The 21316-nt window shown below is 66.2% G+C and carries 15 protein-coding genes and 2 pseudogenes; 8 read left to right on the top strand and 9 right to left on the bottom strand.

All coding sequences use genetic code 11. The features are described from left to right. Window positions 1-13 precede the first annotated feature (13 nt). Window positions 14-934, bottom strand: coding sequence for a M23 family metallopeptidase (locus tag DRB87_RS12130; protein WP_130026075.1), 921 nt, complete (start codon window positions 932-934; stop codon window positions 14-16). A 249-nt stretch (window positions 935-1183) separates the two neighbouring features. Here DRB87_RS12130 and DRB87_RS12135 point away from each other — a divergent pair, with 249 nt between their 5' ends. Beyond that, window positions 1184-1891 (top strand): phosphatase PAP2 family protein, encoded by a 708-nt coding sequence (locus DRB87_RS12135; protein ID WP_130026076.1) that lies wholly within the window; start codon window positions 1184-1186, stop codon window positions 1889-1891. A 460-nt stretch (window positions 1892-2351) separates the two neighbouring features. Then, window positions 2352-4091: a poly-beta-hydroxybutyrate polymerase N-terminal domain-containing protein gene (locus tag DRB87_RS12140; RefSeq protein WP_240755965.1), complete on the top strand. Its 1740-nt coding sequence runs from the start codon at window positions 2352-2354 to the stop codon at window positions 4089-4091. Here DRB87_RS12140 and DRB87_RS12145 read toward each other — a convergent pair. Together DRB87_RS12145 and phbB are read right to left on the bottom strand one after the other, a co-directional pair. Further along, complete coding sequence (locus DRB87_RS12145; protein WP_130026077.1) at window positions 4073-4663, bottom strand: hypothetical protein; 591 nt, start codon at window positions 4661-4663, stop codon at window positions 4073-4075. The two genes, DRB87_RS12140 and DRB87_RS12145, sit on opposite strands and share 19 nt — an antisense overlap. A gap of 41 nt (window positions 4664-4704) precedes the next feature. Further along, window positions 4705-5448, bottom strand: a complete 744-nt coding sequence (phbB, locus tag DRB87_RS12150) for an acetoacetyl-CoA reductase (protein ID WP_130026078.1) — start codon at window positions 5446-5448, stop codon at window positions 4705-4707. A gap of 385 nt (window positions 5449-5833) precedes the next feature. Between phbB and DRB87_RS12155 the strand changes: the two are divergent. From DRB87_RS12155 to DRB87_RS23600, 6 genes and pseudogenes are all read left to right on the top strand, one after another. Next, window positions 5834-7044: pseudogene (locus DRB87_RS12155) on the top strand (efflux RND transporter periplasmic adaptor subunit). After that, window positions 7041-10240, top strand: a pseudogene (locus DRB87_RS12160) (efflux RND transporter permease subunit). The pseudogenes DRB87_RS12155 and DRB87_RS12160 overlap by 4 nt, the downstream one beginning before the upstream one ends. Then, a complete protein-coding gene (locus DRB87_RS12165; protein ID WP_130026079.1) occupies window positions 10237-11745 on the top strand; it encodes an efflux transporter outer membrane subunit in 1509 nt (502 codons plus the stop codon). The pseudogene DRB87_RS12160 and the gene DRB87_RS12165 overlap by 4 nt, the downstream one beginning before the upstream one ends. Further along, the gene (locus DRB87_RS12170; RefSeq protein ID WP_165385294.1) at window positions 11732-12394 is read left to right on the top strand and encodes a TetR/AcrR family transcriptional regulator; all 663 of its coding nucleotides are present in this window, start codon (window positions 11732-11734) and stop codon (window positions 12392-12394) included. The genes DRB87_RS12165 and DRB87_RS12170 overlap by 14 nt, the downstream gene beginning before the upstream one ends. Window positions 12395-12510: 116 nt before the next feature. Beyond that, window positions 12511-13530 carry an NAD(P)/FAD-dependent oxidoreductase gene (locus DRB87_RS12175; protein WP_240755966.1) on the top strand — a complete coding sequence of 340 codons (1020 nt, stop codon included), beginning with the start codon at window positions 12511-12513 and terminating at the stop codon, window positions 13528-13530. Then, the gene (locus tag DRB87_RS23600; RefSeq protein ID WP_240755967.1) at window positions 13518-13769 is read left to right on the top strand and encodes an oxidoreductase C-terminal domain-containing protein; all 252 of its coding nucleotides are present in this window, start codon (window positions 13518-13520) and stop codon (window positions 13767-13769) included. The genes DRB87_RS12175 and DRB87_RS23600 overlap by 13 nt, the downstream gene beginning before the upstream one ends. An 81-nt stretch (window positions 13770-13850) precedes the next feature. On the opposite strand, the gene DRB87_RS12180 is transcribed toward DRB87_RS23600, so the two are convergent. From DRB87_RS12180 to DRB87_RS12200, 6 genes are all read right to left on the bottom strand, one after another. Further along, window positions 13851-14786, bottom strand: coding sequence for a universal stress protein (locus DRB87_RS12180; RefSeq protein WP_165385295.1), 936 nt, complete (start codon window positions 14784-14786; stop codon window positions 13851-13853). Between the two features lie 268 nt (window positions 14787-15054). Continuing rightward, window positions 15055-16053, bottom strand: a complete 999-nt coding sequence (locus DRB87_RS12185) for an aldo/keto reductase (protein ID WP_130026082.1) — start codon at window positions 16051-16053, stop codon at window positions 15055-15057. 171 nt (window positions 16054-16224) lie between these two features. Continuing rightward, window positions 16225-17850, bottom strand: coding sequence for a cellulose biosynthesis protein BcsG (bcsG, locus tag DRB87_RS12190; RefSeq protein WP_130026083.1), 1626 nt, complete (start codon window positions 17848-17850; stop codon window positions 16225-16227). 74 nt (window positions 17851-17924) lie between these two features. Further along, window positions 17925-19118, bottom strand: a complete 1194-nt coding sequence (locus DRB87_RS24240) for a glycosyltransferase family 2 protein (RefSeq protein WP_370363085.1) — start codon at window positions 19116-19118, stop codon at window positions 17925-17927. Further along, window positions 19067-20539, bottom strand: coding sequence for a glycosyltransferase (locus DRB87_RS24245; RefSeq protein WP_370363086.1), 1473 nt, complete (start codon window positions 20537-20539; stop codon window positions 19067-19069). The genes DRB87_RS24240 and DRB87_RS24245 overlap by 52 nt, the downstream gene beginning before the upstream one ends. After that, window positions 20536-21306 carry a cellulose synthase operon protein YhjQ/BcsQ gene (locus DRB87_RS12200; protein WP_130026084.1) on the bottom strand — a complete coding sequence of 257 codons (771 nt, stop codon included), beginning with the start codon at window positions 21304-21306 and terminating at the stop codon, window positions 20536-20538. The genes DRB87_RS24245 and DRB87_RS12200 overlap by 4 nt, the downstream gene beginning before the upstream one ends. Between the last annotated feature and the right edge of the window lie 10 nt (window positions 21307-21316).

Genomic DNA, 21316 nt, shown 5'->3' on the forward strand with positions numbered 1-21316 from the left:
CGCAAGAGCGCCCCTATCCGTAATACCGGTGCACGTGCCGCTTTATTCCCGGAAAGACGATCTCGACGCGCCACTCAGAGCGGCGAGTACTGCCATCGAGTGGCCACCCCGCCCCCCCGTGAAGATGCCCCGACGGCACGCCATTGAGCACGCTCAGGCAAGGGTTGCCTGTGCCCGCCGGCGATTCGCTCATCTTGGCCGTGCGGCGCAGCAACGGGCGCGGATCGGCGGGCACGCCTTGGCGGCGCAGTTCGAAATGCAGGTGCGGGCCCGTGACCATTCCCGTCTTGCCGACCGCCCCGATGACGCGGCCCGCCGCCACCGTCTCACCGACACGCAGCCCGCGCGCCGTGGCGGACAAGTGGGCGTAGATCGTCTCGCTATCGTCTCGATGCGCGATCACGATGTAACGTCCGAAGCCGCGGCGCTCGAAGCCGATGGACTTCACCACGCCCTGCGCCACCGCGCGCACCGGCGCGCCCGACGGTGCCACGAGATCGATGCCGGTGTGCCGATGCTTCACGCGTCGCACCGGGTGTGAGCGCGTGCCGAAATCCGACGAAACGCGCGAATAGGTCACCGGCATGACGAGAGGCTTCGGCGCCCGCACCGTCATGGTCATGGCATACAGCGGCGTTACCTTGCCGCAGACGGATTGCGGCAATGCCACGTTCGCGTGCGGCGACGATGCGTCGGCCGACGCGGTCGGTGTCGCCGGCGAGAAGGAAAACGAAGGGGTCAGACGCGGGTGCAGGCGCAATGTGTCGGCCATGCCGCCAGTGTCGGCCATCGCAGCCACCGGCAGCGCCATGTACAGCCAGACGCACGCGGCGCGCCAGCGGGCGCGGCGGCCTTCGCCTTGCCCCCGCAGGCCTTGCGCGCCGCCGTCCAACGCGGCGCACCTGCGCTTGGAGGAAGGAGAAGAGAAAGACATCGCTCGAGAAACCTGTTCGAAAACGACGCAGTCTACGGGGCATCGTGGCGATAATTGACGGGAAAACGCGCAAAATATCCATCAACACCCAGCGAAATGTCGCTATTTGGGAAATAACCCGGCGCGAACCCTCGTTTCGCACCCTACCTCCGTGCGATGCCGGACCGGCATTTGTTCTCCCCAGCGTCGCGCGCGTAAGATAGCGCTTTCGCCCGAAGCCCTCCGCCCTCGGGCCGTCATTTGCCAGTCATGTCTAGCTTCTGGATCACGATTACCAATTTCGGCGGTGCCGCCGTGACGGTGCCCGCCGCCGCCGCCCTCACCCTCTGGTTGCTCTCGGCCCGTGCGTGGCGCATGGCATTCACCTGGGTCGCCCTGTTTGCGGCGGGTGCGCTTGTCGTGGCGGCCTCCAAGGTCATGTTTCTCGGCTGGGGCCTCGGGTGGCGCGAACTCGATTTCACCGGCGTGAGCGGCCATACGATGCTCGCCGCCACCGTGTACCCGGTCATTGCATGGTTGCTTCTGCGCCACCTCGCGTGGCCGTGGCGCGTGCTCGGCATGGCCGCCGCCACGGCGGGTAGCGTGGCGGTCGGGGCGTCGCGCGTCGCCCTGTCGGCGCACTCGATTTCGGAGACGGTGGCCGGCTGTGTCGTGGGCTTCGCCATCTGCGCCGCCTTTGCCTGGCATACGCGTCGCGACGCCACGCCCAATCTCAAAACCCTGCCGATGGCGGCCAGCCTGTTCGTGCTTGTCATGTGGCTGCACGGCGAGCGCGTGCCGACGCAGCGCTGGATCACCCACGTCGCGCTCACGCTGTCCGGACGCGAGCAGCCGTTCCGTCGCATCAGTTGGCACGCACGAAAGCCCATGGCCCCGTTGACTCTGCGGCCCTCGCACCCCTCGCCGGCGAAACCCGCCACCGCGCCCGATGCCCCGACGCCAGCCCCGCCACGATGAACGACCCCACGCAATGACGTCGTCGTCCCTGCGCAATTTGTCGCAGATCACGATACGTGCATGACGTCTGCGATATATTTGCCGAAACGCCCCGTGACGCATTGACGTCGCGACACCGGGGGCGTTGCCCAATGCATCCTCCTCGCTTCGACGTCCGCCGCGCGCGTTCGCATGATCGTGGCGAGGTAGAACGGAGTCCGCCATGCCCGCTCGCACTGCCAAGACCTCCGAATCGCCGTCGTCCCCATCGTCCCAGTCTTCCTCCGCATCGCGCTCGCGCGGCACGCCCAAAGCGGCGAATCCGCCGACGCGCCGTGCGACGCCACCTGGCCCGGCGCCGGCCGCCGCAGCGAGCCCTGTCTCTACCACGACGGGAGGCACACCTGCGCCAGTGGAGACGCCCGAGGTCGCGTTTCCATCGTCGGCCACCTCATTTACGGACAGCCTGGACCGCGCCGCGATGGCCGGGACCGCGCGGTTTACCGGCAATGTCTCGCCCGCAGCGGTGGCGCTCGCCTGGGCCGACTGGGCCATGCACGCCGCGACGGCGCCCGGGCATCAGCTCAACGTCTTCAAGGCTTTCGCCGCCATCGACAAGCCCACGGCCAGTGATCGGGCGAAGGCCGGCGGCCCCTCCGTCGCCGACCGGCGTTTCCGCGACCCACTTTGGGATCAACTCCCGTTCGCCTGGTGGCGTGAACGTTTCCTGCGAACGCAGGATTTCGTGGACACGATGACGGGCGAAATCCCGGGCGTCGAGCGGCACCACCGCGACGTGGTGCGCTTCATGGCAAGGCAATGGCTCGATGTGTTCTCGCCAGCCAACGTCTGGTTCCTGAATCCGGAAGTCATCAACGCGGTACGCGACACGCACGGGCAAAACCTCGTCAGTGGCGCGCAACGCTGGTGGTCCGACCTGCGCGACATGGCGGCGGGCCACGCGCCGGGTGCGGGGCCCGAGGCGTGCAAAGCGTTCTGCGTTGGCCACGACATTGCCGCGACGCCCGGCAAGGTCGTCTATCGCAACGCGTATTTCGAGTTGCTGCACTACGCCCCGGCGCAGGCGCAGACGTGGCGCGAACCGATCCTCATCGTGCCGTCGTGGCTGCTGAAGTACTACATCCTCGATCTGGAAGCGCAGCATTCACTCGTGCGCTATTTGGTCGCGCAGGGGCATAACGTCTTCATGATGTCGTGGCACAACGCCGGGCCGAAGGCTCGTGGCCGCGGACTGGACGACTACCTGAACGCCGGACTGCTGACCGCCCTGCGGGAGGTCCATCGCCTGACGGACAACGTGCCCGTGCATGCCTGCGGCTACTGTCTGGGCGGCACGCTGCTCGCCATCGCGGCAGCGACGCTTGCGCGCGAAAACGCGAACGGCGGAGAAGACGGAAGCGAGATCAGTCGCGATCACCGACGCGGGGACGGACATTCGAAAGGCGGCGAGGCAGGACGCCAACGGCTCGCCAGCGTGACGCTGCTGGCCGCGCAATCCGACTTCAGCGAACCTGGCGAGTTGGGCTTGTTTATCGACGCCAGCCAGGTGGCGTATCTCGAAGCGATGATGTGGCGCCAGGGATACATCAGCGGTGAGCAACTCGCGGGAACGTTCCAACTGCTCAATTCGCGCGATCTGATCTGGTCGCGGCTCATGCACGACTACCTGCTCGGCAAACCGGCGCAAACGACCGACTTTACGGTGTGGAATGCCGACACCACACGGATACCCGCGCGGCTGCACAGTCAGTGCCTGCGCGAACTGTATCTGAACAATGCATTGGCAACGGGAACCCTGAAGGTGGGCGGCCTACCCGTCGCGCTATCGGACATTCGCGTGCCGATGTTCGTGGTGGCGACGGAACGCGACCACATCTCCCCGTGGCGCTCCGTCTACAAGATGCATCTGCTCTACAACGGCGATCTGACGTTTGCGCTCGTCTCGGGCGGGCACAACGTGGGGGTCGTCTGTGAGCCGGGACATCCGACCAGTCACCATCGCGTCGCGACGCGCGTGGCAGGCGCGGCGTATCGCGATCCCGACGAATGGTTCGTCACCACGCCCGCCAAGCCAAGCTCCTGGTGGCCGGCATGGCAGGCGTGGCTGCTCGCGCAGGGCAGCGGCAAATCCGTCGCCACCGCCTGGCCACCGACGCACTCGCTATGCGATGCGCCCGGCGCTTACGTGCTCGAGCGTTGAGCCGGAGCGCCGCCGCGCTTGGGCGGTACGCGCCCGTTGAGTGGCGACTGCTGAGAAACGGCCGCCTCGGTGGCCTGTGCCGCTTGCGTCGACAAGCGTCGCCAGGCGTCCATCGTACCCAGCGTCGCGTCGTTGAATGCCTGGAACCACTTCTGCAACGGCGCTTCGGCGGCCTTGGCGGCGTCTCCGGGCATTGTGCCCGCCCCCATCAAATCGGGCAGCATCATCGCACCGGCCATGCCGTGCTGCAGCTCTTCGCCCGTCTTGCGCAAATGCTCGGTCCAGAGCAGTTGATTGTTCGCGCACACCGCCAGCCACTCGCGCCAGAATTCGTTCTGTTGCGCGAGCTGACCGTTGAGCATTTGCAAGTGCGCGGTCAACAGCCCATTGAAGTCCTTGGCGCCGCCGAGCGACTTGGCGGCGTCCGCATGGGCCTTGAGCAATTCGGTATCGCGCTCTGCCTGCAATTGGTGCATGTGTTGCGCCGCTTCCAGCAAAATGCCGTAGGCGCCCAACGCACTCGCGGTGCCGAGCTTGACCATCGTCAGTGCCGGATTCGTTTCCTTTGACATCGTGACTCTCCTGAATAAGTAGTAGGCAGCGTCGCTGCAAGTCACTCCATATGCATGCCACCGTTGATGGCAAGGTTGCTGCCGGTGATGAAACCCGCGTCTTCCGAGGCAAGGAAGGCCACCAGGGCGGCCACCTCATCCGGGCGTCCCAACCGGCCGACCGGAATCTGCGGAAGGATGCGCGATTCGAGCACATCGGCCGGGACCGCCGTGACCATCTTCGTGGCGAGATATCCCGGCGAGATCGTGTTGACGGTCACCCCGGCCTTGGCGACCTCCAGCGCCAGCGACTTGGTGAACCCATGCATGCCGGCCTTCGCTGCGGCATAGTTCGCTTGTCCAAACGCCCCACGGCTGCCATTGACCGACGAAATGTTGATGATGCGGCCCCAGCCGCGCGCGACCATGCCGCCGAAGAGCGGCCGGGTCATGTTGAATACGCTATCCAGATTCGTGCGCAATACCGATTGCCAGTCTTCGGATGTCATCTTGCGCATTGTCGCGTCGCGCGTGATTCCCGCGTTATTGACGAGGATGTCCACCGGACCGGTATCGGATTCGACGGCTTTCGCGCAAGCCTCGCATGACGAAAAATCGGCTACGTCGACACGGTACGCGGTGAACTCGCGGCCCGCGGCGCGCATGCGCTCGACCCACCCTTCGCAATCGTGATTCTGTGGCGAACAGGTGACCGCAACCCGATACCCGGCATCGGCCAGGCGCAGGCTGATGGCCTCACCCAAACCGCCCATACCGCCTGTGACCAAAGCAATGCGTGTTGTCATGGCTATCCGTCTCCGGTGAATGATCGCGAAACGTCAGATACCTCCAGCATAGCCGCGAACCCCCGGCTTTCCGCCGCGCGCGATCCCCCGGCATGCCCTTCGCTTGACTTGGGTCAAAGTCGCCGTCCCACGTGGCATCGTGCGCGCGAAGACTCACCGATGTCCGCGGCGGTTGCGGCGGGCACTCGCTAGGCATCGTACTCCAAATTAATTCGGCGGTTGGCCTTTCCCGGCTTGCCGACAACAATCCAATGACACGCCCCCCGTCGATAGTCACAGGGCAGTGAAAAGTCGTGTGCAGCGCCGTTGCGCCACGCGGGCAATCCATATATCATCGCCCGTAGATTTAATCTTGATGTCTCCCTTTGTCAGCTACGAGCGCACGATGCCCCTTCTGCCCGACATCGCACCACGCCGCCTTGCCCAGGCCGTCGCCATCACGGCCATTGCCGCCATATTGAGCGCGTGTTCGCGCAAAGCCCCGCCAGAGGTGCCCCCGCGCCCGGTCGTGGCGGTGGCGGCCAAGGTCGCCGAGCGCGCACCCGTTGTGTCGCTACCGGCGCAAATCGAGGCGCGCTACGTCACGCCGCTCTCATTCCGTGTTGCAGGCCAGATCATCGAGCGCAACGTGCGACTCGGCGACGCCGTCAAGGCGGGCCAGATCGTCGCCCGTCTGGATCCGGGCGATCTGTCGAAGCAGGCCGCCAGTGCGCGCGCTCAGCTCGACGCGGCGCAGCACCAACTTGATTACGCGACGCAAACCGTCACCCGTGACCGCGCGCAAGCGCGCGAAAACCTCATCGCCCCGGCGCAACTGGAACAATCAGAGAATGCCTACGCGAGCGCGCTCGCCCAGCGCAATCAGGCGACCCAGCAGGCCGCACTCGCCGGCGATCAGTTGAACTACGGCAGCCTCAAGGCGGATCGCGACGGCGTGATCACCGCCGAGCAAGCCGATACGGGGCAGAACGTCAGCGCTGGTCAGCCGGTTTACCAGTTGGCATGGACGGGCGACGTCGATGTGATTACCGACGTGCCCGAAGTCGTGCTCGGCGCCCTGCGCGTCGGGCAGATGACGACGGTCTCGCTGCCCGCCGTGCCGGGCAAGACGTGGCAAGCGCGGGTGCGTGAAATCGCGCCGGCGGCCGATCCCACGAGCCGCACTTACCGGGCCAAGCTCTCGCTGCTCTCACCCAGTCCCGACGTCAAACTCGGCATGACAGCCAACGTCGCATTCGCACAACCCTTCGCGCCGCCGGTCGCCCCACCTGCGGCACCGGCGACGATATCGGCCACGCCCGCCGCAATGGTGTCCGGCGAGCCCGCCGCCCCCCGCTCGCCGACGGCCCGCCCATCACGCTGCCGTCGACTGCGCTCTTTCACGAGGGCGATCAACCCGCGGTGTGGGTCGTTAAATCCGACGACACGCTGGTGCTGCGACGCGTGAAGATTGCTCGCTACGGCGAGCGCACCGTCACCGTCGCGGGCGGCATTCAACCCGGTGAGCGCGTCGTCTGGCAAGGCGCGCACACCGTCACCGCCGGCGAGAAGGTTCGCGTGATTGCGCCGCTGCACCCCGAGGACTTCGCGTCATGAGCCCGCAGGACGGCAAGCCGCCTGTGCCCGCGGCATCCCCCGCCGCGCCGCCCGCCGCACCCAAGGACTATCGTCACGAGGAGGGTCGTTTCAATCTCTCCGCATGGGCCCTGCGGCATCGCGCGCTCGTGATCTTCCTGATCGCGATGGCCACGATCTTCGGCATTCTGGCCTACTCGCGCCTCGCGCAATCCGAAGATCCGCCCTTCACGTTCCGCGTGATGGTCATCCGCACGTACTGGCCGGGCGCGACCGCCAAACAGGTGCAGGAGCAGGTCACCGACCGGATCGCGCGCAAGCTCCAGGAGATGCCGGCGATCGACTTCCAACGCAGCTATTCACGCCCTGGCGAGTCGCTGCTGTTTTTTTCGATGAAGGATTCGGCGCCCGCGAGCGACGTGCCCGAAGAGTGGTACCAGGTGCGCAAGAAGGTCGGCGACATCGCGTACACCTTGCCTCAGGGCGTGCAAGGGCCGTTCTTCAACGACGAATTCGGCGACGTCTACACGCACATCTTCACGCTCCAGGGCGACGGCTTCGGTCCCGCCCAGTTGCGCGATTACGCCGACTCGTTACGCACCGTGCTGCTGCGGGTGCCGGGCGTGGCGAAGGTCGACTACTTCGGCGACCAGGAGCCGCGCATCTACGTCGAGATCAACAACACACAACTGACGCGACTCGGCATTTCTCCCAGCCAGATCGACCAGGCCGTGGGCGCGCAGAACGCGGTCTCGCCGGCGGGCACGATCAACACGCCCAACGACCGGCTGGTCGTGCGCCCGAGCGGCCAGTACCGCAGCGTGGATGACCTTGCCGACACGCTCATCCGCGTGAACAACCGATCCTTCCGGCTGGGCGACATCGCCACGATCAAGCGCGGCTATGAAGACCCCCCGTCTCGGAGATGCGCTTCGGTGGCAAGCCCGTGCTCGGCATCGGCATCACCATGCAAAAGGGGCAGGACGTCGTTCACCTTGGCAAGGCGCTGGCCGGCAAGATGGGCGAGCTGCGGGCTCAATTGCCCGCAGGCCTCACGCTCACTGAAGTCGCGAGCATGTCGAAGTCCGTGTCACAGTCCGTCGACGACTTCCTCGAAGCGGTGGCCGAAGCCGTCGCCATCGTGCTCATCGTGAGCCTCGTCTCGCTTGGCTTGCGCACCGGCATGGTGGTGGCCATTTCGATTCCGGTCGTCCTCGCCGTGACGTCGCTGTTCATGTACCTCTTCGACATCGGGCTGCACAAGGTGTCACTCGGCACATTGATCCTGGCGCTCGGGCTGTTGGTGGACGACGCCATCATCGCCGTCGAAATGATGGCCGTGAAGCTCTCCCAAGGCTGGAATCGCAAGCGTGCGGCCGCCTTCGCCTACACGAGCACGGCGTTCCCCATGCTGACCGGCACGCTCGTGACCGTGTCCGGCTTTCTGCCCATTGCTCTGGCGAAGTCGAGCACGGGTGAATACACGCGCTCGATCTTCGAGGTCTCGGCCATTGCGCTGCTCGCATCGTGGCTGGCCGCCGTCGTGCTCATTCCGCTGCTCGGCTACAAGCTGTTGCCCGAGCGAGCCCGCGAGGCCCATCACGGCGACGATCATGAGCACGAGGTCTACGACACCCGCTTCTACAATCGCCTGCGCGGCTGGCTGACATGGTGCATCGAGCGCCGCTTCATCGTGCTCGCCGTCACCGTCGTGCTGTTCCTGATTTCGATGGCTGCCTTCTCGCTCGTGCCCCAGCAGTTTTTCCCGAGTTCCGATCGGCCCGAACTGATGGTCGATCTCCGTCTGCCGGAAGGGGCGTCGTATCAAGCGACTCTGCGCGAGACGCAACGTCTGGAAAAATTGCTCAAGGGTCGGAAAGAGATCGATCACACGGTGAGCTTTGTCGGCACCGGCGCGCCCCGCTTCTACCTGCCGCTCGATCAGCAACTGCCCACGCCGAACTTCGCGCAACTGGTTGTTACCGCCAAGTCCGTGGACGATCGCGAGGCGCTCGCCCAATGGCTCGAGCCGACGCTGCGCGAGGCCATGCCCGGTGTGCGCACCCGGTTGTCGCGACTGGAAAACGGACCACCCGTCGGCTTTCCCGTGCAGTTTCGCGTGAGCGGCGACGACATTGGCACGGTGCGCAAGATTGCCGAGCAGGTGGCGGCCGTCATGCGCAAGAACGGTGACACCGCCGATGTCCAGTTCGACTGGGACGAACCCTCACAACGCTCGGTGCGCTTTGAAGTCGACCAGCAGAAGGCACGTGCACTGGGCGTGAGTTCGACGGATATCTCGAACTTCATCGCCATGACGCTCACGGGCTACGACATCAGCCAATACCGCGAACGCGACAAGCTGATCGCGATCACACTGCGCGCGCCCAAGGCCGAGCGGGTGGATCCGGCGAAGCTCGCCACGCTCGCCATGCCCACGCCGAACGGCCCGGTGCCGTTGGCCACGCTGGGGCACGTGGTGAACGACCTGGAATATGGCGTGATCTGGGAGCGCGACCGGCAGCCGACGCTCACCGTGCGCTCGGACGTGCGCGCGGGCAAGCAAGGGATCGACGTGACCGACGCAGTCTACCGATCGCTCGGCGACATTCGCCGGGCCCTCCCGGTGGGTTATCGCATCGAGATCGGCGGATCGGTCGAAGAGTCCGCCAAGGGACAGTCGTCGATCATGGCGCAGATGCCGATCATGATCATCGCGGTGCTCACACTCCTGATGATTCAGCTCCAGAGCTTCGCGCGCACCTTGCTCGTGGTGCTCACGGCCCCGCTCGGCATGATCGGCGTGGTCGCCACGTTGCTGCTGTTCGGCAAGCCGTTCGGTTTCGTGGCAATGCTCGGCGTGATCGCGATGTTCGGCATCATCATGCGAAACTCGGTGATCCTGGTCGACCAGATCGAACAGGACATCGCCGCTGGACACCCGCGCTTCGACGCCATCGTGAGCGCCACGGTACGGCGCTTCCGGCCAATCACGCTCACCGCCGCCGCCGCCGTGCTCGCGCTGATCCCTTTGCTGCGCAGCAACTTCTTCGGCCCGATGGCCACGGCGTTGATGGGCGGCATCACCAGCGCCACGATCCTGACCGTGTTTTTCCTGCCGGCGCTGTACGCCACGGCATTCCGCGTGCGTCACGACGAACGTGCCTCGCCCGCCGACCCCGCACACGCGGCTAACCCGCAAGGAGACCGCTCATGATGCCGCGCCTCGCCCGGCGCTGGTGCGCCCCGCTCGTTCCGATCCTCCCACTGTGGCTGAGCGCCTGCGCGTTCACCCCGGGCGACACGCCGCCGGTCATGCCCTCACCCGCGCACTATGGCGCCAGCGCGCTGCCCGCGCATACCGACATGGCGCAGGGCACGGCACAGCAGTTCGACGTGGGCGCGGCCCCCGTGAGCGCGTGGTGGCATGCCTATCGCTCGGACACCCTCAATGCCCTCGTCGACGAAGGGCTGCGCAACAGCCCCTCCCTGTCCTCGGCGGAGCATGCCTTGCAGGGCGCGCGCGAGCAGTTGAAGGCGCAGATCGGCGCGTCGCTCTTCCCGTCGATCGACCTTGGCGGTGAAGCGGCACGCGAGCGCAATCTCGGCATCCCGAATCTCGGACCGCCGACGGCGCTATACAACATGTTCGTGGGACAGGTGCAGGCACGCTACACGTTCGACTTATTCGGCGCCGCTCGCTTCGCCGATGCGGCGCTGGCGGCCCAGGTCGATCAGCAGGCGTTCCAGTTCGAATCGGCGCGGCAGGCGCTCGCAGCGAATATCGTCTCCGGCGCCATCGGGGCGTCGGTGCTCGGCGCACAGGTCAAGGCGACCGAGCGGCTCGTCGAACTGGCGCAGGCCGACGCCACGGAGATGGCCCGGCGAGAGGGGCTCGGCGCCGTCTCCCGCGCCGACGCGCTGGCGTCAGCACAAAACGCCGAGACGCTCGCGGCGTCGCTACCCGGCCTGCGCGCGCAGTGGCAGTCCACGCGCCACGCATTGGCCGTGTTGCTGGGCCGCACGCCCGATCGCGCCCCCGACGATGTGCCGCTGGGCGCGCTGAAGGTTCCCGAACGGGTGCCGGTCGTCGTGCCGTCGACGTTGCTGCAATCGCGGCCCGACATCCAGGCGGCAGAGATGGCCCTCAAGGCGGCCTCGGCCGAGGTCGGCGTGGCCACGGCGCAGATGTTCCCGAGTCTGACGCTCAGCGCGTCGATGGGCAAAGGCGGTTTCCATTGGCCGATGGTGCTTTCCGGCGCCGGGGCGCTCTGGAGCGTAGCCGCGTCGATCTCGCAGCCGATCTTCCACGGTGGCGCATTGCTCGCGCAGCGTCGGGCAGCGAGTGCCACTTATGCGGCCGCGCTCGACCGATACAAGCAGACGGTACTCGCCGCCTTCAAGAACGTGGCCGATACGTTGGCGTCGCTCGAAGCGGACAACACATCGCTGCGGCACGCGGACCTTGCCAGCGCAGCGGCCGAGCAGATCTATCGCGACACGGCCGCCCGCGTGCGCCTGGGCGCCCTGCCGGTGTCGGCCGCGCGCGGGCGCGAACAGCAGTACTGGAGCGCCTATCTCACGACAGTGCGTGCAACCGGCGCACGTTTGTCGGATACTGCCCTCCTCTTTTACGCGATGGGGGTGCCGCCGGCGCCAGCGGCCGATACGGCCCAGACCGCTGAGGCCACACGCCCCGCGCACGACGTTGTCCGACAATGACTGCCATATCGACCCCGCGGGCCGTCGCCCCAAACACCTGCCCGAAGGCCGTGCGGCATTGCTTGCCGCCGCCATCGACGCCTTTTCGCAACTGGGCTACGACGGCGCCAACCTGCGTGGCATCGCGCGGGCGGCGAAGGTCGACGCCAGCCTGGTGCGCGTGCACTTCGGCTCGAAGGAGCAACTGTGGCGCGCATGCGTGGACACGCTCGAAGGCGCGCTCACGGGCCCGAGCGAGCGGCTTCGCGCGTTGTCGCTCGACACTGCGCGCCCGGTGACCGATCGTCTCAAGGAAGCCATTGCGATCATCGCCGCCCACGCCATCAACCATCCGGAGCACAAGCAGTTCATCACGCAGCACGCATCAGAGACCGGCGAGCGCGGTGCCATCCTGCACCGCCATCTGGTGATGCCCGTCTACGACTGCATGGAGCCCCTCATCGTGCAGGGCATGCAGGCGGGTGTCGTGCGTGCCGAACATCCGGCCATGTACTTTTGCGTGCTTGTTCACGCCCTGCACCCACCGCCCGGCTCCCCGGTGCTGATGCAATTGATTGCGCCGCAGGTCGGCGGCGACGCCTTCGGGCCGGCCCTGATCAAGCAGGTCGAAAGCCTGTTCTTCGCCGAACCCAACGGCCCAAAGGACTGACGCCCGTCAGCGCCAAGCGACGCGGCAGTGTCACGAACACATCTTGACGGTATCCGGGACGCGACAGGCGCGCCGATGCATTACACTGGCGGCCGCCTTCTTTTGCTTTCATCCTCATGTCAGAAGCTATCTCCACCACCGTCATTCTCGGCGCCGGTCAAGCCGGCGGCGAAACCGCCCTCGCCCTGCGTCAGTTGGGCTATGCCGGGCGCATCGTGCTCGCCGGCAGCGAGAGCCATCTGCCGTATCGCCGCCCGCCGCTCTCGAAAGCGTTTCTGTCCGGTCAGGCCGATGAAGCCAGCCTGCTGATCCGTCCAGCGGACGCCTGGGAGAAGGCCGAGATCGACGTGCGTCTGGGAGTGACGGCCACTGCCATCGACCGCGCGGCGCGCACCGTCGCGTTCGACGACGGCCAGGCACTGAGCTACGACCATCTGGTGCTGGCGCTTGGCGGCCGCGTGCGCCATCTGCCCATTCCGGGCGGCGACGCCCCGAACGTCTACTACCTGCGCAACATCGCCGACGCGACGCGTCTGCGCGAAGCGCTCGCACCGGGCAAGCGTGTCGTCGTGGTCGGCGGCGGCTACATCGGGCTGGAAGTGGCGGCAACCGCCGTCAAGGCGGGCTCCGCGGTGACCGTGCTCGAAGCGGCCCCCCGCCTGCTGGCCCGCGTGGCGGAAGCCGATCTGGCGGACTTTTTCGCAGCGCTGCACCGCGAGAACGGCGTCGACGTGCAGGTCGGTGTCGGCGTGACGGCGCTTGAGCGGGATGCGGCTGGCCAAGTGGTCGCGGTCGTGGCCGGCGACAAGCGCCTGCCGGCCGATGTAGTGGTCGTTGGCATTGGTCTCGTTCCGAACACCGAGCTGGCGCAGGCTGCGGGGCTGGCCGTCGAGAACGGCATCGTCGTCGACGAATATGCTCGTACGAGCGACCCGGCCATTCTGGCGGTGGGCGACTGTGCGCATCACGAACACCCGGCGCTGGGCCGCCGCATTCGTCTGGAATCGGTGCCGAGCGCGAGCGAAATGGCCAAGGTGGCCGCGAGTGTGGTTCATGGCGATGCCCCAAGGCCGTCGCGACCGCGCCGTGGTTCTGGTCCGATCAGTTCAACGCGAAGCTGCAAATGGTTGGCCTGACCGACGGCCATGACGCCATGATCGAGCGCCGCTTGCCGGATGCGCAAGGGGCCGCCGTGTTCATGCGCTTCTATCTGCGCGAAGGTGCCGTCGTGGCGGCCGTGAGCATCAATCGGGCACAGGAGTTTCTGGCGGCACGCGAACTCGTCGGTCGCCGCGCCGTGGTCGACCCGGTGCGTCTGGCCGACGCCGCCACGCCTCTCAAAACGCTTCTCGCAGAACTCGGTCCGGCCGCCTGAGGCCGAACGCCTCCTTCTGATGTGCCAAACACGCCGGGCGCTTCCGCCCGGCGATCAACGCGCCGCCTGACGGCATGCGTGTCACTCCACCGGTGCGTGCGCGGGCAACAGCAACACCGGCCGACCTGCGTGACGGGCCGTGTCCTCCGCGACGCTGCCCAGCGTGAAGCGCCGGAACCCGCGCCGCCCGTGCGTGCCAAGCACGATGACATCGGCGTCGGTCTCTTTGCCTGCGCAGATAATCTGATCGGCAACCCCCTCGCCGACTGGCTGAACCTCTCGCAACTCTACGTCGCCGGGCACGCCCGCCTCGTGCAGGCGTCGCGTCGCCCACTTCAGCGCCTGCTCGCCCACGGCGCGCACCGCGCCAAGCATCGGGGCCGAGTCGAAGCCTTCGGGAAATGGCCCCGGCATATCCAGTACATGGACGACGCGCAACGACGCCGCATGCGCGCGGGCGAGCGACAGCGCGTATTCGAAGGCACGGCGCGACGTCTCGCTGTCGTCGAGCGCGACGAGTATCCGTTCGTAGTGTCCGCCCGCACGCAACGGCGAATGCGGGCGTGCCTCGCCCGCCACCAGCATCACCGGCACCTCCGCGCTGCGCAGAATCTGTTCGGCGACGCTGCCCAGCATGGCGCGTCGCACACCACCCCGGCCGTGCGTGCCGACGATGATGATGTCGGCGCCCCACTCGTTGGCCTCGCGGGTGATGGCCTCGGGCACGGTCTCGCCGGTCGTGCGCAGATCGAGCAAATGCGCCTGTGGGTCGAGCCCTTCCTCGCGCAGATAAAGCACCGCGCGCGCCAGATGTTCCTCGCCCTCGCGCTGCATGTCGCGACGCACCTGTTCCAGATCGATGAGCTTGGCGAAGGCGGAAGTCACCGGCGTGACGGGATCTTCCACCGTGTGGATGACGCGGATCATGTCGCCGTTGCGCGCAAAGGCGGCCGCCTCGCGCAGCGCGCGGCGTGACGATTCGCTACCGTCGGTCGCCAGCAGAATGCGTTTTGTCATGAGCAGCCTCGCAAGGAGCATCAGAGGAAGGCCTCGCACGCAGGCAGCGTGTCCGGCATCGTGCCGCCGCGTCAGTCGCTTCGACTGTCGAACCGTGACACGATGCAGCTACTATAGCGCTCGATCGTAGCCGACGACTACGTTCGCGGGCTCGGGAATCGCCCTTAAGACGCGCTTGCTTGATGCAACGCAAAAACGCCACAGGCCCGACGCGTCGGGCCTGTGTACGGTGTGAGTCCCGCAGAAAGCCGGGGGCGGGACGTTGCGCTTATCGGGCGGCGTCGCCCCAGCGATAAGCATGCGACGCGTCGTCGAGCTTCGCCTTGAGGCCGGCGTCGAGCGCGTAGTCGACGGTGCCGAGTGTTTCGGTCAATTGTTCGACGCGGCTCGCGCCGATAATCGCCGACGTGACCACCGGGTTCGCCAGCACCCAGGCGAGCGACAGACGCGTCAGCGACTCACCCGCGTCCTTCGCAATGCCTTTGAGCGACTCGATCGTCTCGAACTCACGCTCGTGCCAGTAGCGCTGCTGGTACATCGAGCCGGCCTTGCCGACCGTCGCCGTGGTGAAGCGACCCTCGCTCGGCGCGGCGTCGTGTCGGTATTTGCCCGTCAGCAATCCGCCGGCGAGCGGGTTGTAAGGGATGACCGCCAGACCCTCTTCACTGGCCAGCGGCAGCAATTCGCGCTCGATCTGACGGAACAGCAGGTTGTAGCGCGGCTGCACCGACACGAAGCGTGCCACGCGCAGCACGTCGGCGCGGCCCAGGGCACGTGCGAGGCGATAGGCGAGGTAATTCGACACGCCGACGTAGCGGGCCTTGCCCGACTTCACTATGGTGTCGAGCGCCTCGAGCGTTTCGTCGATGGGCGTGTCGGTGTCGTCGGAATGCAGTTGGTACAGGTCGACGTAGTCGGTTCCCAAGCGGCGCAGCGACGCATCGATGGCATCGAGCAGATGCTTGCGCGACGCCCCCTTGTCCCACGGTGACGGTCCCATCTGGCCGCAAGCTTTGGTCGCGACGATGAACTGGCTACGGCGCCCCTTGAGCCAACGACCGACGATCTCCTCGGTACGCCCGGACAACGAGATGTCGGCGCCGAGCGGGTAGACGTCGGCAATATCGATGAAGTTGACGCCCGCGTCGGCGGTACGGTCGAGAATCGCATGGCTGGCGGCTTCCTCGGTTTGCAGGCCGAACGTCATGGTACCCAGGCACAAGCGGGAAACGCTCAGGCCGGTGCGGCCGAATTTGGTGTATTGCACAGTAACTCCCGGAAGTTTCGAATGCGTCCATGCCAGGCGACGATCGCGGGCCTCGCCGGCCACGCGCGCTGGCAAGAGCGCACAGTATGCGCGATTCCGGGAAAACGCGTGCGCGAGCCCGAACACGCATTCGCGTGCGGATCCGGCGAGGACTCGCGCAGGGTCGGCGCGTCACTCCATCGATTTGAGGTCCACCCAGACGCCGTCCGTGCCTCGAATGAGCTGCTTGCCGCCGTACTTCATGACGGTGGTCTGCTCGTTCGCCGACACGAAGGCCGTCTGCGGTAAATCAGCCGCATATGACGCCAGATCGGGCGTTCCCGCGAACGGGTTGTTCGCGATGAGATGCGAAACCAGTGTCATCAGCGCCAGATAGCTCGTGGGTGTGGAAATGGTGATGGGCGTGCCGTGGCTGGCCCCCGCCCCGTTGCCGAAGCCCACGAGCTTCACCGCCACCGGCACATGCGTGATCTGCGGCAGCGGCACCTCGCGCATGCCCGAGACCTGCAGCTTGCTGCCCCGCAGCGCGGCGCCGTGCTCGGGCACGAACACCACCACCGCCTTGCGGCCCGACCGGGCAATGGTGTCGATGAACTGACCAAAATCGTCGAACATCGCCTTCACGCGTATCGGATAGCTCTGCGCGCTGGGCAGTCGCGAGCCTTCGAGACGGTTGCCGTCGTGCAGCGAGATCGTGTTGTAGTAGAGTGCGACGCGCTTGTCGGGCATGGCCATACGCTGCTGCCACCACGTTTGCAGCACGTCGCCATCCGAGCGGACCGGGGTTTCGTCGAACGAGCGCATGGCCACACGCGTGCGCGTGTTATCGAACGGCGTGATGCCCTGCATGCCGAAGTTCTGCTGAACCTCCTGCATGAAGTTGTCGAAATGCCCGTCGTGGTTCATTGCGAGCGACGGCGTAAAGCCGAGCTGCTTCAGGTCACTCATCACGTAGCATTGCGGGCCGGCCGGATCGTACAGTGCCTTGTGCGTCGGCTGGCCGCAGCCGGCGCGCAGCACACGAATGGCGGCCGGGCCGCTATAGCTCGCCGCGGAGTTGAAGTTCTTGAAGACGAAATCGAAGCGCGAGAGCAGCGGCAGGTTGGCGAGATTGTCGACGTCGAGATCGTCCTGCGCGAGCGAACAGATGTGCAGGAAGATGATGTCGAAGTCCGGGCCGGCCCCGGTCTGCGCGGGCATCGCGACGGCGCGCGTCAGTTCGCGGGAGTAGAAGCCATCGAGTGCGGCATCCGGACTCGCGGCCAACGGCACCTCGCCGTCACCCGACACGAATTCGTTCACGCCGGCGGTCGCTGCGCCCTCTCCCGCTGGCTGCGCGGCCGGGGTATCGCCCTGCGCCGCGACTACCGGCGCGACCGGCCCGAGCGCGCCAAAGCGCAGCACGAGGGGCACGATCACGAGCGCGAGCATCACGAAGGTCGTCACGCGAACCCAGCGGTTCACGATCCAGTAGACGAGCGTCAGGATCGCGAGCAGCAGCCAGAATTGCGTCGGCACGAAGCGTCCGAGCAGCTCGATCAGGTACGAGAACCGGAATTGCAGCAGCGCCGGCAACTGCTCGACGAAACGGGCGAACGGCGGCAGGTTCGAATCGTAATAGAGCAGCGCCGCGCCGGCCGGCAGAGCGATCACCTGTCGCCCGATGCGCGCCCAGCGCGGGCGCAGCCGGATCGCGAGCAGCACCGCGAAGAGGAAGTTCGGCAGCACGTGAAAGCCGATGATGCCGGCCCACAGGAGCAGCAGCTTCAGGATGAAATAGAGGTTCCAGATGCCCATCGTATGCGTCCCTGAGTGCCGGTGTTGTCCGGCTTACGTCTGGCGTGCGCTGCGCAGGCGATCCTGCCAGCGCGTCACGAGTTTGCCCAGCAAGTAATTCGCCAGCACCTGATAACCGCGCAGCCCCATCGCGAGCATCTCGAAGAGCGCCTTGATCGGTTCGTCGCGCGTGCGCTCGACATCCCAGTCGCGCCAGGCGTCGGCACGGCCGAACGTGAATTGCACAAGATGTTTGTCCTGCGCCACCGTGAGCGGCATGAACGAGAGAAACAGCGCCTGCCCGCGCACCCCGACCACGCGCACCGGAAAACCATACTCCGTGGCGCCGCGCGCGAGTGCGACCTGCGCCTCGGTGCCCTCGCGCAACGCGAGGGCACGGGCAGTTGCAGCGCCAGACCACCGCCCGAGAAGTCGCGCGTGTAGCACGCCATCGCGCGCCCGTCCGGCAGATACAGCGTGGCGGGCATGCGCATTGACACCCGGTGCGTGCGGCGCACCTGCCGCACCTCGGTCGCTACCGCCACCGCCGCGCCCAGCACCGCCAGATTGAACGTCACCCACCCCACGTTGAAGATCAACGCGCCCATCTCATGCGCCGGCCCGTAGAAGTAGCGCAAGACGCCCGCGAGGAAGGCCAGGACGTTGAACCCGAGCAGCACCAGGTAAGGCTTCGAGATATTCCAGTCGAAGAAGCTCTGTTCGATCAGGCCGCCTTTGGCCGTCACGTTGAATTTGCCGTAACGCGGGTTGATGAACGCCACCGTCGTGGGTAACGCCACGTACCACGCCAGCACGGCTTCATAGACATCTGACCAGAACGAATGGCGATACTTGCCCTGGATGCGAGAGTTGGCGATATTCGCGTGTGCAATGTGCGGTAACACATAGGCGCAGATGCTCAGGGCCGCCGCCTGCACGATATGCAATCCGAAAAACAGATAGGCGATCGGTGCGAGCAAGAAGATGATGCGCGGAATGCCGTAGAAGAAATGCAGCATGCCGTTCGCGTAGCAGATCCGCTGTCCGAACTTCAATCCGCGTCCGAAGAGCGGGTTGTCGACGCGGAAGATCTGCGCCATGCCGCGTGCCCAGCGAATGCGCTGGCCCACGTGACCGGAGAGCGACTCGGTCGCAAGTCCCGCCGCCTGCACCACTTTCAGGTACACGGTGTTCCAGCCGCGACGGTGCATCTTGAGCGCCGTGTGGGCGTCTTCCGTCACCGTCTCGACGGCGACACCCCCGACTTCGTCGAGTGCGGTACGTCGCAATACGGCGCAGGAGCCGCAGAAGAACGAGGCATTCCAGAAGTCGTTGCCGTCCTGCACGATCCCGTAGAACAGTCGCCCTTCGTTGGGCACCGCCCGCGCGTGGCGAGGTTGCGCTCGAACGGATCGTCGGAGAAAAAGTGGTGCGGGGTTTGCACGAGCGAGCAGCGCGGGTCCTTGAGGAAGGCACCCATCGTCGTCTGCAGGAACGAGCGCACGGGAATGTGATCGCAGTCGAAAATGGCGACGAACTCGCCCTGTGTCTTGCCCAGCGCATGGTTGATGTTGCCCGCCTTGGCATGCCGATTGTCGGGACGCGTCATGTAGTGCACGCCCGCGAGCGCAGCGAATTCACGCATCTCGTCGCGGCGTCCGTCGTCGAGCAGGTAGATATTGAGCTTCTCGGGTGGCCAGTCGATCCCGCAGGCGGCATACACCGTCGGGCGCACCACGTCGAGGCCCTCGTTGTACGTGGGAATATAGATGTCGACACTGGGCCACTCACGCGTGTCCGGCGGCAGCGGCGTGATGCGGCGCTGTAACGGCCAGACCGTCTGGATGTAGCCAAACAGCAGGATCATCCACGTGTACATCTCGGCGGCCACGAGCGTGTAGCCGACCACTGCCTCGGGCAACGTGTCGAACGCCAGCGATTGCGTGAGACGCCACCATACGTAGCGGATCGTGGAGATCAACGACAAGCCGATCAGCACAAGCACCGAATACTGACTGTCGAGCCGGCGGAATACTAACGCCAGCGTTAGCGTGCAGATAGAAAACAGCAACTGCTCGAACGGCGCGAACGGTGTCGTGACGATCCAGAACACGCCGATCATGCCGAGCAGCGCGACAACGGCCGATGTGACACGCCACTGCATCACACGCTCGAGTTGCGCGTCGAAGCGATGGGCGAGTTGCGCGGGCGTGTCGGGCGGAATGCCGAAGAGCGTCTGCACCAGCCACAGTCGCACGCGTTCGTTGTTGTCCCGGAGCGCCAGCCAGCCAACGTACGGTGGGAATGCCGGGCGCCGATCGGCCCGGCGCCACACCAGTGCCTGCATCATCTGCCCGACGCTCGCATCGACCGGGACGTCGAGCCGATGCGTGACACGTGCGTTGATCCAAGCCAGTGCGCGCGCGGGATAATCGGTGCGTCCGGCGCGAGGCGGCGGAAACAGGAGACGCAACCACCAGTCGCGCCATTGATCCAACCGATTCACCTCAAGTCGCATCGCCAGGCGCGTCACCGCATGGTCGCCGACCTGCGTGACCCAGCGTCGATGACCTGGCGAACGCAAGGTCGCCGCAAGCGTCCATTGCAGAAAACTTGGCGGGCGTCCGTCCGCGCGCGGCGGCACCGCGAGACGCACCACCAGAATCTCGCGGCCGAGCCGGTAGAGGGAGCCCAGTGCGTCGCTTATCATGCGCTGCCCCTGGTGCCGGTCGCGGCATCAATCGGCGACGTGGCGCGTAGCAGCCACGCGGCCAAATGGGCGAGATCGAGCGCAGCCTGCGAGCCCTGTCCTCCCATGGCCAGCGTCTGGCCGCTGGCCGCCACCGTGCCGATCGCGTCATCACGGTGAATGCGCAACGGCACACTGGCGTCGCCCGCGCGCGACTGGATCAGATGGAGGAGATCGTTGTTGAGCGCAGAATTGGCGGCAGCGAAGTTCGGCACCATCCGCGCGCGGCCCGCGCATGCCGCGATCAGGTCCGGCTGCGTGACATAGCCGGTCGTCGTCACGGGCACCACGCCAAGGACGAGGTCGGCCCCCGCCACGGCGGCCTGGGCGATGGCATCGGGCAAGCGCTGCGTGTCCATGAGGACGCGCGTGCCCTCGGGCAAACCCATCGCGTCGAGATGACGACGCAGCCCGCCGGCGTCCTGGCGCAGCCATTGGCCAATGGCGCTCACACTCGCCGCCTCGCTGCGACCGGCAGGCAGCAGCGGCACGTGCGCCGGCGTCTCGCGCAGCACACTATGCCAGCCGTCCGGCGCAACGTTCGGCGACAGCACGCCTGCCGCGCACGTCTCGCGCAATCCGAGCAGCGCACCGATGCTGTTTTGTGCGTCGAGTTCGAGCACGGCGACCGGATGCGATGCCTGCGCGAGTTCTGCGGCCAGATGGGCCGTCACCGTACTGCGCCCCGCGCCACCGGCGCTGGAAACAACGGCAATGAGTGTCAGCATGTGGCCCCCT

The sequence above is a fragment of the Pandoraea sp. XY-2 genome (assembly GCF_004193915.1).
Lineage (GTDB): Bacteria > Pseudomonadota > Gammaproteobacteria > Burkholderiales > Burkholderiaceae > Pandoraea > Pandoraea cepalis.

Coding starts and splice junctions, on each gene's coding strand:
- DRB87_RS12130 (WP_130026075.1), bottom strand. CDS start 934: ATGTCTTTCTCTTCTCCTTCCTCCAAGCGCAGGTGCGCCGCGTTGGAC.
- DRB87_RS12135 (WP_130026076.1), top strand. CDS start 1,184: ATGTCTAGCTTCTGGATCACGATTACCAATTTCGGCGGTGCCGCCGTG.
- DRB87_RS12140 (WP_240755965.1), top strand. CDS start 2,352: ATGGCCGGGACCGCGCGGTTTACCGGCAATGTCTCGCCCGCAGCGGTG.
- DRB87_RS12145 (WP_130026077.1), bottom strand. CDS start 4,663: ATGTCAAAGGAAACGAATCCGGCACTGACGATGGTCAAGCTCGGCACC.
- phbB (WP_130026078.1), bottom strand. CDS start 5,448: ATGACAACACGCATTGCTTTGGTCACAGGCGGTATGGGCGGTTTGGGT.
- DRB87_RS12165 (WP_130026079.1), top strand. CDS start 10,237: ATGATGCCGCGCCTCGCCCGGCGCTGGTGCGCCCCGCTCGTTCCGATC.
- DRB87_RS12175 (WP_240755966.1), top strand. CDS start 12,511: ATGTCAGAAGCTATCTCCACCACCGTCATTCTCGGCGCCGGTCAAGCC.
- DRB87_RS23600 (WP_240755967.1), top strand. CDS start 13,518: ATGGTTGGCCTGACCGACGGCCATGACGCCATGATCGAGCGCCGCTTG.
- DRB87_RS12180 (WP_165385295.1), bottom strand. CDS start 14,786: ATGACAAAACGCATTCTGCTGGCGACCGACGGTAGCGAATCGTCACGC.
- bcsG (WP_130026083.1), bottom strand. CDS start 17,850: ATGGGCATCTGGAACCTCTATTTCATCCTGAAGCTGCTGCTCCTGTGG.
- DRB87_RS24245 (WP_370363086.1), bottom strand. CDS start 20,539: ATGATAAGCGACGCACTGGGCTCCCTCTACCGGCTCGGCCGCGAGATT.
- DRB87_RS12200 (WP_130026084.1), bottom strand. CDS start 21,306: ATGCTGACACTCATTGCCGTTGTTTCCAGCGCCGGTGGCGCGGGGCGC.